13 protein-coding genes and 1 pseudogene are annotated in these 14,788 nt (G+C 70.9%); 3 read left to right on the top strand and 11 right to left on the bottom strand.

Annotated features, from left to right (window positions below):
* Positions 1-166 precede the first annotated feature (166 nt).
* From BLA60_RS40280 to pdhA, 9 genes are all read right to left on the bottom strand, one after another.
* Positions 167-1,567, bottom strand: a complete 1,401-nt coding sequence (locus tag BLA60_RS40280) for a hypothetical protein (protein WP_075138370.1) — start codon at positions 1,565-1,567, stop codon at positions 167-169.
* The gene (locus BLA60_RS40275) at positions 1,564-3,417 is read right to left on the bottom strand and encodes a hypothetical protein (RefSeq protein WP_075138369.1); all 1,854 of its coding nucleotides are present in this window, start codon (positions 3,415-3,417) and stop codon (positions 1,564-1,566) included. Before BLA60_RS40275 ends, BLA60_RS40280 begins: the two co-directional genes overlap by 4 nt.
* On the bottom strand, positions 3,395-3,787 hold the full coding sequence (locus BLA60_RS40270) for a hypothetical protein (RefSeq protein ID WP_075138368.1): 393 nt from the start codon (positions 3,785-3,787) through the stop codon (positions 3,395-3,397). The genes BLA60_RS40275 and BLA60_RS40270 overlap by 23 nt, the downstream gene beginning before the upstream one ends.
* A 241-nt stretch (positions 3,788-4,028) precedes the next feature.
* Positions 4,029-5,438, bottom strand: coding sequence for a hypothetical protein (locus BLA60_RS40265; protein WP_154814953.1), 1,410 nt, complete (start codon positions 5,436-5,438; stop codon positions 4,029-4,031).
* Positions 5,435-6,430 (bottom strand): hypothetical protein, encoded by a 996-nt coding sequence (locus BLA60_RS40260; RefSeq protein WP_154814952.1) that lies wholly within the window; start codon positions 6,428-6,430, stop codon positions 5,435-5,437. Before BLA60_RS40260 ends, BLA60_RS40265 begins: the two co-directional genes overlap by 4 nt.
* Positions 6,408-6,821 (bottom strand): hypothetical protein, encoded by a 414-nt coding sequence (locus BLA60_RS40255; protein WP_075138365.1) that lies wholly within the window; start codon positions 6,819-6,821, stop codon positions 6,408-6,410. Before BLA60_RS40255 ends, BLA60_RS40260 begins: the two co-directional genes overlap by 23 nt.
* 158 nt (positions 6,822-6,979) lie before the next feature.
* Positions 6,980-8,308 carry a dihydrolipoamide acetyltransferase family protein gene (locus BLA60_RS40250; RefSeq protein WP_075138364.1) on the bottom strand — a complete coding sequence of 443 codons (1,329 nt, stop codon included), beginning with the start codon at positions 8,306-8,308 and terminating at the stop codon, positions 6,980-6,982.
* Between the two features lie 6 nt (positions 8,309-8,314).
* Positions 8,315-9,337, bottom strand: a complete 1,023-nt coding sequence (locus BLA60_RS40245) for an alpha-ketoacid dehydrogenase subunit beta (RefSeq protein ID WP_075138363.1) — start codon at positions 9,335-9,337, stop codon at positions 8,315-8,317.
* Positions 9,337-10,542 (bottom strand): pyruvate dehydrogenase (acetyl-transferring) E1 component subunit alpha, encoded by a 1,206-nt coding sequence (gene pdhA, locus BLA60_RS40240; RefSeq protein WP_075138362.1) that lies wholly within the window; start codon positions 10,540-10,542, stop codon positions 9,337-9,339. Before pdhA ends, BLA60_RS40245 begins: the two co-directional genes overlap by 1 nt.
* 425 nt (positions 10,543-10,967) lie before the next feature.
* Here pdhA and BLA60_RS40235 point away from each other — a divergent pair, with 425 nt between their 5' ends.
* The 3 genes from BLA60_RS40235 (at position 10,968) to BLA60_RS40225 (ending at position 13,805) form a co-directional block, all read left to right on the top strand.
* On the top strand, positions 10,968-11,150 hold the full coding sequence (locus tag BLA60_RS40235; RefSeq protein WP_075138361.1) for a hypothetical protein: 183 nt from the start codon (positions 10,968-10,970) through the stop codon (positions 11,148-11,150).
* A 15-nt stretch (positions 11,151-11,165) separates the two neighbouring features.
* Positions 11,166-12,602: a M20/M25/M40 family metallo-hydrolase gene (locus tag BLA60_RS40230; RefSeq protein WP_075138360.1), complete on the top strand. Its 1,437-nt coding sequence runs from the start codon at positions 11,166-11,168 to the stop codon at positions 12,600-12,602.
* 66 nt (positions 12,603-12,668) lie between these two features.
* Entirely contained in the window at positions 12,669-13,805 is a 1,137-nt protein-coding gene (locus BLA60_RS40225; RefSeq protein WP_075138359.1) for an MFS transporter, read from the top strand.
* Here the strand turns inward: BLA60_RS40225 and BLA60_RS40220 are convergent.
* Together BLA60_RS40220 and BLA60_RS44485 are read right to left on the bottom strand one after the other, a co-directional pair.
* The gene (locus tag BLA60_RS40220; protein WP_075138358.1) at positions 13,777-14,505 is read right to left on the bottom strand and encodes an ESX secretion-associated protein EspG; all 729 of its coding nucleotides are present in this window, start codon (positions 14,503-14,505) and stop codon (positions 13,777-13,779) included. The genes BLA60_RS40225 and BLA60_RS40220 overlap by 29 nt on opposite strands.
* A 9-nt stretch (positions 14,506-14,514) precedes the next feature.
* A pseudogene (locus tag BLA60_RS44485) lies at positions 14,515-14,788 on the bottom strand (hypothetical protein); the annotation flags it as partial.

Below are 14,788 nucleotides of genomic sequence, written 5' to 3'. Positions count from 1 at the left end.
GGATCTCGCCCGGACAGAAATGACACGATCGAGTGCTGTCTCAGAATGGGAGACATACCCGAAAAGGTGTAACTCTCGCCCTCACCGGCACCGATGCTGCCCTACCAAGCCGGCGATGTCACTCCCCGCACAGGTCTTCACCCGCCAGGATGAATTCCGTCCCCCCTCAGCCGAAATGCTTCCGCACAATGTCGCCCAACACGGCCTGAGCCTTGTCGCCCGCGTCCCCGGGAACTTCGGCCCCCCGAAGCGGCCCACGCCGGATCGTGACGCTCAGCACCCCCTGCTGTTCGGCGTCGGTCGAGGTCGCCACCGACACCGAACACAGGATCACGTCGCAGTCGGCCACGAGCGCGCGGTGTCCGGCGATGTCGGTCGTCCGGGCCCCGTCCCGCCGCTCGTCGGCCACCGTCGACCGGCTGACGGTGAAACCGATCTCCAGCTGCCGTCGCGGCGTGACCAAGTAACAGAAGGGCGTGTCCCCAGTCATCACGATCACGGCCCGCATCTGGTCACCGAAGTGCTCGGTGACCGGGTCGAGGGCCAGCGAACAGGCCACCTGCACGTCATCGGCCGCCAGGTCCACCAACTGCTGGCCGGCGCCGGGGATCGGCACCCGCGTCAGTGGGGCGCACTGCTCGGGCGAGCCCAAGCCGTCGATGTAGGCACAGGCACCGGCGAACGGGCTGTCCGGCTCGTCCGGTCCGTAGAGCAGCGGACGCTGCGGCCGTGCCTCCGGCGGCGGCTGGCGCAGTACCCGATCGACCGGGGCGACCATGGCGAGCGCCTCGTCGCACGTCGCCGCGCGGACGATGATCGCGAGCGGACCGTCGTCCGGCTTCCAGCTGACATCACAGGTCGAGTCGCTCGGATCGGTGGACACCCAGACGGAGCGATCCCCGGCCTTCCCCCGCTGGGCCTTCGGCCGGGGGAAGGACTCCGGATAGTCGAACCACAAGCCCCGTTTCCCCGGCACGTCGGAGCACCCGTCCAGTCCCAGGTCAGTGCTGGGATGCCCGACAGCAGCCGTGGACAGCACCTCGCAGGCCGTCCACCTCGGCTCGGTTGTCACCCGGTCCGGGTCACCGAGCGCGGAGACGACACCGGCGAGCAGCGGTTGCGCCTCGGCGCACGAACGTCCGGTGTCCATGATCTCGATGCTCACGGTGAAAGTCACCGGCAGAACGACGTCGCAGGGGCCGTCGCTGAAGACGTACGCACGCGCACCACCGATCACGGTGGACGGCAACGTCACCCTGCTCCCGGAAGGCAACGGGTCGACTCTCAGGTGAACGGGAAACGACCGCGGTTCGGCGAAGTCGAGGTCACAGGCGAACGGCGACACCGCCCGGACCGTGTGCCCCTCGATCCCGGCGGTGGTCGCACCCCGGTCGAGCACCGCGCACAGGTCGATCCGCCGCAGCGCCGAGAGCACCGCCCGCGGGTCCCGGTCGGCGGGCAGCGCGACCGCGGGCGGTTTCTCCTGTTCGTGTCGCGGTGGGGGTGTGGCGGTGCACCCGGTCGCGGCGAGGACCAGGGCGCAGCCGGCGAGCAGCAGCCGTTTCACCGTCGGCCACCGAAATGTTGCCGCAGGACGTCCGCGAGCACGCGTTCCGCCTTCGCGCCGCCGTCGCCGAGTTCGGCGCCGGCGACCGGGCCGGCGGTGACCCGCAGCCGCAGTACGCCGCTGTCGGGCGACGCGGCGATCACGTACCGGTAGCCGGGTCGCGGCGGGCGCTCCGTGAACACGTTCCCGGTATGCCCCTCGATCTCGACCGTCCGCGCCCCGGGCCGCTGGTCGAACGTCGTCCGAGGGCTGACGGAGAACTCCACCTGTACCAACCGTTCCGGCGCGACGAAGTAGCAGGCGAAAGTCCCGTGCTCGTCGACCACCACGGCCCGCAGGTCGCCGAAGTGCTCTGTGACGGCCGCCAGCGCCAGGGCGCAGGCGGCGCCGGGCTCGTCCCCGGTGTCCAACGGGTTCTCGACGGCCTCCGCTGGCGCGTTCGTGAACGGCGAGCACGCCTGCGGGCGCGCGCCTCGGAGATCGGCGAACCCGCAGGCACCGGCGAACCGCCGGTCTGGTTCGTCCGGGCCGTACAGCAACCTTCCCGTCGCCGTGGTCTCCGGCGGTGGCGTCCGTGCCTCGGCGTGGATCGGCGCCACCATCGGCTCCACCGCCTCGCAGGTCGTCGCCCGCAGCCGGACCACGAGCCGCTCGGCGGCCGGCGCCCACTCGAGGGCGCACGACGGATGGTCGGGATCGGTGTCGACCGTCGCCCATACCTCGGCGCCACCGATGGTCTCGCGTCGCGCCAGCGGGGGCGGGAAGTCCTGGGGGTAGACCAGTTCCAGCGTCGCGGAACTGCTCGTGTCGACGCAGCTGTCCAGATCCTCCACCGGGCCGGGCTCGGTCCCGGGAACCGTTCGCAGCAGCGCGCACGCCTCCCACACCGGTGCGGCCCCCGTGCTCCCCGTCAGCCCGGCGGCGACACCGTCGGCCAGTTCCTCGGCCCTGGCACACGAGTTCCCGGTCGTCTCCAGCGTGACGGCCAACCGGAAACTGACCGGGAAGTGGATCGCGCACCGGTCGGTCCGGCGTTGGTCGACGTAGGCCTTGGCCCCCGAGAACCCGGTCGCCGCGAGGACGAGCCGCTCCTGCGAATCCAGCGTCCCCACCCGGAGCACGACCTCGGGCGACGGTTCGCCCAGCGCACAGCGGGCCGGGCTCGACGCCACCACCCGCTCACCCGGCCCGGCCGCGGTGCCCAGTACCGAACACAGATCCGCCCGCCGCAGTGCGGTGACCACCGTGTTCTCGTCACGATCGGCCGGCAGGTCCACCACGGGACGATCGGTGACCCGGTCCACCGGCTCGTCCCCGGTGCACCCGGCGAGCCAGAACAACGCGACGCACCCGACCAGCGCGAGACGTCTCATGACGGGAACTCGCGCCGTCGCTGCGGGGCCGCCCCAGTCGTCCTCGTCCGGCAGCTCGCTGAGCAGCCTCGACATCTGGGTGTCGCCGGCCCACCAGACGTTCTTGATGGCGGCGGCGCCGATCGCCAGCAGGCTGTTCGTCCGCTCGACCTTCTGGGTCGAGAACGCGGCCATACCGTCGAGGTACTGCCCGACCAGGGGATACTGGGCCAGGACAGACTCGAACTCCAGCTCGACCGGGTCGAAGTGTCCCGGCGTCTTGTTGGCCGTGGTCACCGGCCCCGGCTCTTCCCGCCGCGTGCCGTCCGGGTAGATGACCGTCCGGTCGTGCTCGTGTTCCTCGGGATGCAGCAGCCACTCCACCCAGGACGCGAGACGGGCGGCGTTGGGCCGCATCCGGGATCCCTCCAGGCGCGCCTCGGTGAGGGCGTCCACACCGTCGCCGACAGGTTCGTCACTCCGTTCCGGCGGTGCCACGGTCGCCTCCCCACGCCGTGCCGGGCAGTTCCCCGGCCAGGTCGCGAAACGCCGACTCGCGCGTGGCCTCGTGGCGTGCGTACCCCTCCCGGTTGTCGGTGAGCGCTTCGTCCGCGGTTCTCAGGCGGGCGATCATCGCGTCGTGCGCCGAGCTGATGTCGTTGTACAGCCCCGTGTAGTTGTCGATCAGTGTCCGGCTGGCTTCGTAGGCCCTGGTCGAACCGGGAAGAAGGGCCTGCCCCAGCAGTTCCTGCGGACCGCCGGTGGTGGTGGTCGGGTTCCCGGCGTCGAGTAGATCGACGATGTTCGTGTAGTCGCCGAGGACCGTTCGGAGGGTCTTCTGGAACTCCGCCAGGGATTCCAGGCGCACGTGGAAATCGTTGTCCTGTATACTTCCTGCCCCCAGTAGTACGCGTCGTGGTCAGGTGACCACGCAACGCAGCGAGCGTAGCAGCGGGTGACGGGAGATCAGGCTGTTTTCCAGAAGTTGTCCAGAAAGCACAAAAAAGGGCCGCTCCCACTGGGGATCCCGTTGTGAAATTCAGATCAGTAGGTTAACGATGTCACTTCCCGCACCGGTGTTCACCCGCCAGGATGAATTCCGTCCCCCCTCAACCGAAATGCTTCCGCACAATGTCGCCCAACACAGCCTGAGCCTTGTCGCCCGCGTCCCCGGGAACTTCGGCCCCCACGACCGGGCCTGGGACGACACTGAGTTCCAGTACGCCCGGTTCGTCCGCGTTGGTCGACGCGGCGACGCGGTACCGGTAGCCGTCGTTGTACGGGGTCACGTGTCCGGAATGCCCCGCGACCTCGATCTCGCGCGCGCCGCGACCAGACAGGCGACTGACCGCGGCGTCGGGACGGACGGAGAACTCCACCTGCAGCACCCGCTCCGGCGTGACGAAGTAGCAGGCGAAGTACCCGCGCGGGGCCACGACAACGGGCCGGAACTGGTCACCGAACTCCTGGGTCACCGCGTCACGCGCGAGTGCGCAGACACCGCCTGGTTCGTCCGACGCCCGCAACGCGTCACCACTGTCGGGCGCCGCCCCTCCGACGTGCGGTGCGCAGGCCCGCGGAGGCAGGTTGCCGAGATCGGCGAAGGCGCAGTCCCCGGCGAACTCCCGGTCCGGCTCGTCCGGCGGATACAGCAACGGCTCCTGTGGAACACCGTCCGGTGGCGGTTGCCGCATCAGAGCGTCCACCGGTCCGACCAGCGGCTCGGCCTTGGCGCAGGTCGTGGCCGCCACCCGCACCACGAACTGTCCGCGAACAGGAGCCCAACTCAACGAGCAGAAGGGGCCCGATGATGGGTCCGCGGTCTCCAGCCACACGTCCACCCCATTGACCCGGGTCCGCTTCGCGTTGAACGTCGGGACGTCGGTCGGATACGTGAAGTCGATCCTGAGGTTGGGATCGTCCAACGGTGTGCACGTGTCGAGGTTGCCGATCCGTACCTCCGCGTCGGTGGCCCGCCGCAACACCTCACACGCCTCCCACCGAGGCCGGGCCGCCACTCCGGCCGGATCCGCGAGCGCAGCGGCGACCCCGGCGGCGAGCTTGTTCGCCCGGTCGCACAGCGGTGCGTCCAGCCGAAGATCGAGCGCCAGCCGGAAAGTCAGCGGGAACCAGATTTCGCAGGCGGTGGTGTCCTTGGTGGTGTACGCCCTGGCACCCCCGAGAACGACGGCGGGACTGGCCAGCCGTCGGCCCGAGTCCAGGCCCGACACACCGACCGTGACCCGATCCTGGTCGTCTCCCCGCAGCCGCAGGGTGCAGGCGCTCGGACTGAACGCCATGGCCTCGTAGCCGGCGACACCGGCCGAGGTGGCTGCGGTACGGAGCACGGCACACAGGTCGATCCGCCGCAGCGCCGAGATCACCGCGGCCTCGTCCCGGTCCGCCGGGAGTTCCACCGCGGGCATGTCGGCTCTGTCGGGTGGTGGCGGGGGGACCTGGCCGGTACACCCGGCCAACGTGAGCGTCACGAGCGAACCGACGACCAGCAGTCGCATCATCGGTACTTCTCCAGGAGCGGCCCTGGCCCGGCCTTGTCATCGTCGAACAGGTCGATCAGGTCCACGAGTTGCTGGTTCACACCGTTGATCGCGGTGACCGCGTCATCCATGAACTCCGCCTGGGTGCGCATGTAGGTCTGTGCCAGTTCGATCCACCGTGCGCCGTCGACGGTGCCGTGGTTGGTGTTCGACTCGGTGAGCTTGCCGGCCGCATCGGTGAACATCGCCGCCCACGCGGCCAGGGCCGCGTCCTGGAGAACCGGTCCCAGCAGGCCACCTGACATGTAGGTGACCAAACCCGCTGTGACGGCTGTCAGAGCGATTCCGGCGATGTCGATCGGAGCCGGTGCGGTCTTGGTGTGGAACTTGTCCTCGAATGCCGTGACAAGAGCCGCGGCCGCCGCATCGAAGTTGTTGCGTGCTTCCTTCACGATCACCGCGTACTGCGGGCCGACGTCGACGAACTCCTGGGCGATCTTCACCAGTTGGGTGACGATCACGCTCATGTCCCCGATGAAGCGATCGGCTGCTCTGGCTGCCTTGCCGCTCCATTCGTCACCGTCCGGGAAATCGTGGACCAGCCGCGTCATGTGTGCGTCGCCGAGCCACCAGACGTTCCTGATGGCGGCGGCGCCGAACGACAGCACGCTGTCGTGCGCTTCGACCCGCTGGGTCGAGAACGCGGCCATACCGTCCAGGTACTGCGCGACCAGCGGATACTGCGCCACCACCGACTCGAAGTCCCGTTCAATCGGTTCGAACTGCCCGGGCGTCGGGTTCGCCATGGTGACCCTGCCCGGCTCTTCGCGTTTGGTGCCGTCCGGATAGATGACCGTTCGGTCGTACTCGTGCTCCTCGGGATGCAGCAGCCACTCCACCCACGCGGCCAGACGCGCGGCGTTCGGTCGCATCCGGGAATCGTCGAGCCTCGCCTCCTCCAGCGCCGCCACCCCGTCCGCCGCCGGTTCGTCACTCCGCTCGGGCGGTGCCACGTTCGCCACCTTCCTCCGCGCCGGGCAATTCCTTGAGCAACTCGCGGAACACCACTTCCTGTCTGCCTTCGTGGGTCGCGTACTCGTCCAGCGTCGCCGCGAGAGCCGTGTCCGCCGTACGCAGTCGCGCGATGATCACGCGCTGGGCCATGGCGAGCTTCTCGTACAGCACCGCGTAGTTGTCGAGCATCGTGCGGCTGGCCTCGAGGACCCGCGCCGAACCAGGAAGGATCGCGTGTCCGAGCACCGATTCCAGACTGCCGCCGGCCGTTGACGGGTGAACCGCCATCATCTCGCCCGTCAGTTGCTCGTAGGCCTCAAGTGACTCGCGGAGGGTGTCCCGGAACCTCTCCAGCGCCTCCAGGCGCACGTGGAAATCGTTGTCCTGCATACTTCCTGCCCCCAGTAGTACGCGTCGTGGTCAGGTGACCACGCAACGCAGCGAGCGTAGCAGCGGGTGACGGGAGATCAGGCTGATTTCCAGAAGTTGTCCAGAAAGCACAAAAACGGGCCGCTCCCACCGGGAGCGGCCCGTCGTGAAAATTCAGGTCAGTAGGTTATGGCCATTGCCGGGTCGGACATTATGGCGCCGACGTCGGCGAGGAATTGGCTTCCCTGTTGGCCGTCGATGACTCGGTGGTCGAAACTCAGGGCCAGTTGGCAGACCTTGCGGACGGCCAGTTCGCCGTTCACCACCCAGGGCATGTCGCGGATCGCGCCGAGGGCGAGGATGGCGGATTCGCCGGGGTTGATGATCGGGGTGCCGGTGTCGACGCCGAAGACGCCGACGTTGGTGATGGTGAACGTGCCGTTGAGCATGTCCGCCGGTGTCGTCTTGCCGGCTCGGGCGGTGGTGGTCAACTCCTCCAGCGCCTGGGCCAGTTCGCGCAGTGACATCCCGTCGGCGTCGCGGATCTTCGGGACGACCAGGCCCCGGGGGGTCGCGGCGGCGATTCCCAGGTGCACGTAGTCCTTGTAGACGATCTCCTCGCCGGCCCACAGCGCGTTCACGTCCGGCGTGCGCCTGGCGGCCAGACACACCGCCTTCGCGGCGAACGCCAGGGGGGTGACCTTCACGTCGCGGAACTCGGGGTGGGACTTGAGTTTCGCGCGCAGCTCCATCATCGGGGTCACGTCGACGGTCAGGAACTCCGTGACGTGCGGCGCCGAGAACGCACTGCCGACCATCGCCTGGGCGGTCATCTTCCGCACGCCCTTGACCGGGACCCGACGCTCGCGGGCACCGGCGGCCACCGGGGCCGGGGCCGCCGCCGGGGTGGCGGCGTTCTCGACGTCGGCCCGAGTGATCACGCCGCCCTCGCCGGAACCGGTCAGGGCGCGCAGGTCCACGCCGAGGTCCTTCGCGAGCTTGCGGACCGGGGGTTTGGCCAGCGGCACCAGGGCCAGCAGTTCGGCGGGAGTGTCCGGAACCGTCGGAACCTCTGGAACAGGCGGGGCAACCACCGCCGCGGGCGCGGCGGCCGGAACCGCCGGAACCGCCGGAGCCGCCGGGGAACCCTTGCGGGCGCGGCGTTTCGTGGTCGCGGCCTTCGGGCCGTAGCCGACCAGCATGGCCTGGCCGTTCTGGTCACCGGCCGCCTCGGGAGCCGCCGCCGGGGCGGCCGTGCCACCGGGATCGACGTCGATCGTCACGATGGGGCTGCCGACGTTCACCGTCTCGCCCGGCTGGGCGTGCAGCTCGGTCACCACACCGGCCCACGGGCAGGGCAGCTCCACGGCCGCCTTCGCCGTCTCGATCTCGACGATGATCTGGTTGACCGTCACCTCGTCGCCCGGCTTGATGTGCCAGGTCAGGATCTCCGCGTCGACCAGGCCCTCGGCCGTGTCGGGCAGCGGGAACACCTTGTAGTCAGGCATCCGCGCTCACCAGCCCAACGAACGGTCGACGGCGTCGAGCACCCGGTCCAGGTCCGGCAGGAAGTGCTCCTCCAGTTTCGACGGCGGGTACGGCGTGTCGAAACCGGTCACCCGCAGCACCGGCGCCTCCAGCGAGTAGAAGCACTCCTGCTGCACCCGCGCGGCGATCTCCGAGGCCAGCGACGCCTCCTCCGGCGCCTCGCTCACCACGACCAGATGCCCGGTCTTGCGCACCGACTCGTACACCGGGGTGAGGTCCATCGGCGAGAGCGCCCGCAGGTCGATCACCTCGAGCTCGGTGCCCTCCTCGGCGGCCGCGGCCGCCGACTCCAGACACGTCTTCACCGACGGGCCGTAGGTGACCAGCGTCGCGGCCGTGCCCGTGCGCAGCACGCGGGAGGAGAACAGCGGGTCGGGCGTCGCGCCGACGTCCAGTTCGCCCTTCTCGTAGTAGCGGCGCTTGGGTTCGAAGAACAGCACCGGGTCGTCGCAGCGGATGGCCTGCTGGATCATCCAGTACGCGTCGACCGCGTTGGAGCACGACACGACCTTCAGACCGGCGGTGTGCGCGAAGTACGACTCGGGGGACTCCGAGTGGTGCTCGACCGCGCCGATGCCGCCGCCGAACGGCACCCGGATGACCATCGGCAGCCGGATCCGGCCCTGGCTGCGGAAGTGCAGCTTGGCGACCTGGCTGACGATCTGGTCGAACGCGGGGAAGATGAAGCCGTCGAACTGGATCTCGCACACCGGGCGGAAGCCGCGGATCGCCAGACCCACCGCCGTGCCGATGATGCCGGACTCGGCCAGCGGGGTGTCCAGCACGCGCTGCTCGCCGAAGTCCTTCTGCAGGCCGTCGGTGATCCGGAAGACGCCGCCGAGCTTGCCGACGTCCTCACCCATGACGATGACCTTCGGGTCGGCCTCCATCGCGGCGCGCAGGCCGAGGTTGAGGCTCTTGCCGAGGGTGACCGTGCGGGTCGCCGAGGCCGCCTCGTCGCCTGCCTGGTTCATCACCGGGGTCGCCATCAGTGCTCACCGCCCTCGAACGACGCGGCGTAGGTCAGGTAGGCGTCGCGCTGGGCGGCGAGCGCGTCGCTGCCCTCCTCGTACACCTGGGAGAACATCCGGTCCCGGGGCGGGTCGGGCATGTTCACGCAGAACTCGCGCAGCTCCGCGGCCAGCTGGTCGGCGTCGGCCTGCACGGAGTCGAAGAACTCCTTGTCGGCGTGCTCGTGGCGCACCAGGTTCACCCGCACCCGCTCGATCGGGTCCTTGAGCTTCCACGCCTCCAACTCGTCGGCCAGCCGGTAGCGGGACGGGTCGTCGGTGGTGGTGTGCGCGTCCATCCGGTACGTGTACGCCTCGATCAGCACCGGGCCGTTGCCGTGGCGGCACTCGTCCAGCGCCCAACGCGACACCGCGAGCGAGGCCAGCACGTCGTTGCCGTCGACCCGCACGCCGGGGAAGCCGTAGCCGCGGGCGCGCTGGTAGAGCGGCTGGCGGCTCTGCCGCTCGGTCGGCTCGGAGATGGCCCACTGGTTGTTCTGGCAGAAGAACACCAGCGGCGCGTCGTAGACCGACGCCCACACGAAGCCCTCGTGCACGTCACCCTGGCTGGTGGCGCCGTCGCCGAAGAAGACCATGGTGGCCTCGCCGTCGTCGTCGCCGACCTTGCCCTCGAAACGCTGGCCCATGGCGTAGCCGGCGGCGTTGAGCACCTGGTTGCCGATGACGATGGTGTACAGGTGGAAGCGCTTGGCGATCGGGTCCCAGGTGCCGTGGTCGGTGCCCCGGAAGATGCCGAGCAGCTCGGTCGGGTGTACGCCCTTGCACCACGCCACGCCGTGCTCGCGGTAGGACGGGAAGGCCATGTCCTGCGGCTTGAGCGCGCGGCCGGCGCCGATCTGGGCGGCCTCCTGGCCCAGCAGCGGCACCCAGATGCCCAGCTGGCCCTGGCGTTGCAGCGCGTTGGCCTCCCGGTCGATCCGCCGGGTCAGCACCATGTCGCGGTAGAGACCGCGCAGGTCCTCGGCGGTGATGTCGGCGACGTAGGGGTCCCACCGGGAGTCCGGCACCCGTTCACCCTCGGGGGTCAGGAGCTGGACCAGCTCCGGGCCGCCTTCGCTGGTCGCTCGCAAGCCCGCGATCACCTGCTCCGCGGTCGGTGCGGCCGCGGTGGCGGCCGGGCCAACCCCTGGCTCGGGGTGCGTCCACTGTTCTGGGGACGACATTCGTTGTCTCCTCGTGTCGGCGCCGGGCGTTCGCTCGTGACGTCCGCTGCCGGCCGCGCCGTCGACTGTCGCCTGCCCGGGTAAGGGCCGGTCCAGGCAGCCGCTGACGCTGACGGTTTTCCCCGTCCATCCTGGCATGCGTTAGCTCGATCCGGTGAGACTCGAACAACGGTCCACACTCATTGGTGATGCGCTGAGCTGCGAAAACTGTTGGACAACCGACATTCGGGCGTCAGTGCGAGGCATTCGGGTGACGCGATACCGCCGCTCGACCCACAGTCAACGTGGCAGCTCAGGGGGTTGGCTGTAGTTCACCGCGAGCCGGCGCCGAGTCGGGCGCCCGGCCGGGGCCGGTGGCGGCGGCGCACACCCGAGCGCTCTGCGTGATCTACGTCACAACCGATCGGGTGTCGTAGGCTTCGGGAATGTCGGGGTCTGACTGGCGGGACGCGCGGGTACGGCAGGCGGAGGAGTCGCTCGCCGACGCCGTGCGTACCGCGGACGAGATCATCGCCGCCGCCGTTGACGAGCGCGCCGAGAAGCCACAACCGCAGGTCGAACGCCCGGACGACCCGCCGGAGCGATCGATCCTGCACGACGCGTGGTGATGGCAGGATCTGTGGATGGACAACGCACAGGTACACGACACCGTTGAGCGGCTGTGGGAGGACACGATCCTCACCAGCCTGTCCGAGCTGATCACGATCCCCGCCCTGTCCCCGGCGTTCGACGTGAGCTGGGAGTCCGCCGGCCACCTCGACGCGGCGGTCGAACACGTCCGCCGCTGGCTGGTCGCCCGCGGCGTCGACGGCGGGATCGAGGGCGCCACGGCGGAGGTCCTGCGCCTGCCCGGCCGGACCCCGGTGCTGTTGTTCGACGTGCCCGCCGGGCCCGACGCGCGCCCCGACGCCGGCACCGTGCTGCTCTACGGCCACCTCGACAAGCAGCCCCCGGTCGGCGGCTGGTCACCGGGCCTCGGGCCGTGGACCCCGGTCCTGCGCGACGGCCGGCTCTACGGGCGGGGCGCGGCCGACGACGGCTACTCCGGCTACGCCGCCACCGCCGCCATCGAGGCCGTGCGGGCCGCCGGCGGCAGCCACGCCCGCTGCATCGTCGTACTGGAGACCAGCGAGGAGTCCGGCAGCCCCGACCTGCCCGCCTACCTGGAGGCCTTCCGCCCGCGCTTCGGTGACGTGTCCCTGGTGGTGTGCCTGGACTCCGGCGGCCAGGACTACGAGCGGCTGTGGCTGACCACGTCGCTGCGCGGGCTGGTCAGCCTCACGCTCACCGTGCGGGTGCTCGACGCCGGGCTGCACTCGGGCATGGCCAGCGGTGTCGTGCCCAGCTCGTTCCGGATCATCCGCCAGCTGCTCGACCGCGTCGAGGACTCGGCCACCGGCGAGATCCTGGTCCCCGAACTGCACGGCCCCATCCCCGACGCGCGGCTGGCCGAGGCGCGGGAGCTGGCCGCCGCGTTCCCCGGCGCGGCCGCCGCCGCGTTCCCAATGGCGGCCGGCGTGCGACCGGTCGCCGACGACGACGTCGAGCTGATGCTCAACAACGCGTGGCGGCCCACGCTGTCGGTGATCGGGGCCGCCGGCCTGCCGCGGCCGGCCGAGGCCGGCAACGTCCTGCGGCCGGAGACGACCCTCAAGCTCAGCTTCCGGCTACCGCCCAGCGCCGACCCGCGGGCCGCGCTGGACGCCCTGACCAAGGTCCTGACCACCGACGTCCCCTACGGCGCGCAGGTCACCGTCGGCGAGCCCGACCTGGGCGACGGCTGGAACCAGGAGCCGGCCCCGGCGTGGCTGCACGCGGCGCTCGACGAGGTGAGCACCTCGGTGTTCGCCGGCCAGCGGTGGCGCACGATGCAGCTCGGCGGCTCGATCCCGTTCATGGGCACGCTGGCGCGGTCGTACCCGGAGGCGGCGTTCGTGGTCACCGGGGCGCTGGGTTCGGACAGCAACCCGCACGTGCCCGACGAGTGGCTGCACGTCGCCCAGGCCAAGCGGCTCACCGAATCCATCGCGATGATCTTGGACGCGCACGCCAGGGGGTAGCATGTCCGCATGCGCGCCTGGTTTCGATGGTGAACTGAACTAGCACCCCGCTTTCCCGCGACGTTGGTGGCGTCGCTGCTGCTCGTCGGCCTGGTCGAGGAGACGGTGGCGTTCCTGCCCTACGGCGCGGTGGAGTCCATTCGGGCCGACGTCGGCCTGAGCTACGTCGAGGTCGGCGTCCTGCTGGCCCTGTACCCGGGCGTCGGCCTGCTCGCGACCCCCCTCGGGGTGGTCGCCGACCACGTCAACCGCCGGGTCATGGCCGCCGTCGGCGGCGTCGGCTACGGCCTGGGCATGTTCCTGTTCGCGGCGGCCGACGGCTTCTGGATGCTGTTCACCGCCGTGGTGGTCATGGGCCTGGCCGGCGACGCGATGGTCCGCGCGGTGGAGGTCTCGCTGGTCGAGGTCACCGGCGACAACGTGGAGCCGGCGCTGGCCAGGTCCAACCTGCTGGGCGCGATCGGTGACCTGATCGGCCCGCTGCTGCTGGTCGCCGCGCTGGGCAGCGGTCTGGGCTGGCGGGCCGCGTTCTGGGCGGCCGGGTTGCTGCTCATCGGCTACGGCCTGCTGCTGGCCACCCAACCACTCCCCCCACCGGCCGACGGCGACGGCGACGATGACGGCGACGGTGACGAGCGGTTGCCGTGGCGGGCGCTGCTGGAGGTGGCCCGCGACCGCCGGGTGGTGGTCGCCGGGCTGCTCGTCGCGCTGGTCGTCGCCTTCGACGACACGTTCGTCGGCTTCGCCGTGGCGTTCCTGACCACCGAACGCGCACTGTCGCCCGCGGTCGCGACACTGGCCGCCGCGGCCGGCATGGGCGGCGGGATCGCGGCGGCGGCGTGGGCGTCGCGGACCAACCGCCGCCGCATCGGCCTGCGGCCCTGCGCGGTGCTGCTGGCGGCCGGGGTGGTGATCCTGCTGGCGGTGCCCGGCGTGGTGGCGGCCGCGCTCGGCACGGCCGCCGTCGGCGCTGGCATGAACCTGGCGTGGATCGTGCTGCAGGCCAGGTACCTGACGCTGCGGCCCGGTCAGGCCGGCACGACCTCGGCCGTCGCCGAAGGGGTGAGCCAGATCGGCCTGCTGACCCCGATCGCCATCGGCGCCATCGGCGACCACACCAGCCTCACCGTGGCGATGGGCCTGTACGTGCTGCTCGGCGTGGTGTTCGTGCTGGTCACCTGGCGCGACCGGGCAGCGCCGTGAGCTTGTCGGTGAGCAGCGCGGCGCTGGCCGGCACCGCGTTGACCGTCCGGTCGCCGCCGGCGTCGGTGGCGTAGACCAGCCACCGGCCCTCGGCCAGATCGATCACCGAGAGCCACTGCGCCGACCGCGTCCGGGCGCCGTGCTCGTCGCGCCGCGCGGCGTAGAGCGTGGCGCCGCCGAGGCGGGGCGCGGCCAGCAGCGCGGTCAGCCGCCGCGCCCCCGCCCGCCCGTCGGTGGGCCGGCGCAGGATCCCCGGGGTGGGGCTCAGCTCCGCCGCCGACACCGAGATCGACTCGCCCCGCCCACCCGGCACCACCGGCAACTCCCCGACGACGACCTCGACCAGCCGCCGCGCGTCGACCCGCCGCACCGACACCCGATCCCCCCGCCGGGTCACCACCGTCGCCGCCCGCCCGATCGCGGCGGCGACCGTCGCCCACGTCCGGTCCCCGGCGGCGACCCAGCCGTAGAACTCCCGGTGCGCCCGCTGCACGACGGTGATCGCGGTGACCAGCTCGGCCAGCCGGTCCCGGTCGTCGAGCCCCGCGTCGGCCAGCTCCCGCCACAGCACCTCGTCCACCAGCCCCGCCACCCTCGGCGACACGTACCGCTCCCCACCGGCCAGCACCGGATGCGGCTCACCGAGCCGCTCCCGCTCGACCAGCCCGGCCACCACCTCGACCGACAACTCGACCCGCACGGCGGACTCCTAGTGCGCTCGGTCCTCGTAGACCTCGTCCCCGATGACCGGCGGCGCCGTGGCCACGTCACTGCCGAACGTCTCGTCGGGATCCGGCCCGAACATGAACGTCCGCTCGTGCTCGGTGTCCTCCTCGCCCTGCCCCCGACCCCCGGCCGGCATCCCGGCCCCACCCGGCCCACGCCCGGCGCCCGACCGGGCCGCCTGCTCGGCCGCCGCCGCCCCGATCCCGCCCGGCCTGGCGAACCCCGGCTCGCCGCCGGCTCGGGGCGCCCCCGCGCCG

Origin of the sequence: Actinophytocola xinjiangensis, assembly GCF_001921215.1 — a bacterium.
Classification (GTDB): domain Bacteria; phylum Actinomycetota; class Actinomycetes; order Mycobacteriales; family Pseudonocardiaceae; genus Actinophytocola; species Actinophytocola xinjiangensis.
The sequence above is the reverse complement of the archived record's forward strand: the minus strand, read 5'-3'. Positions and strand labels throughout refer to the sequence as shown.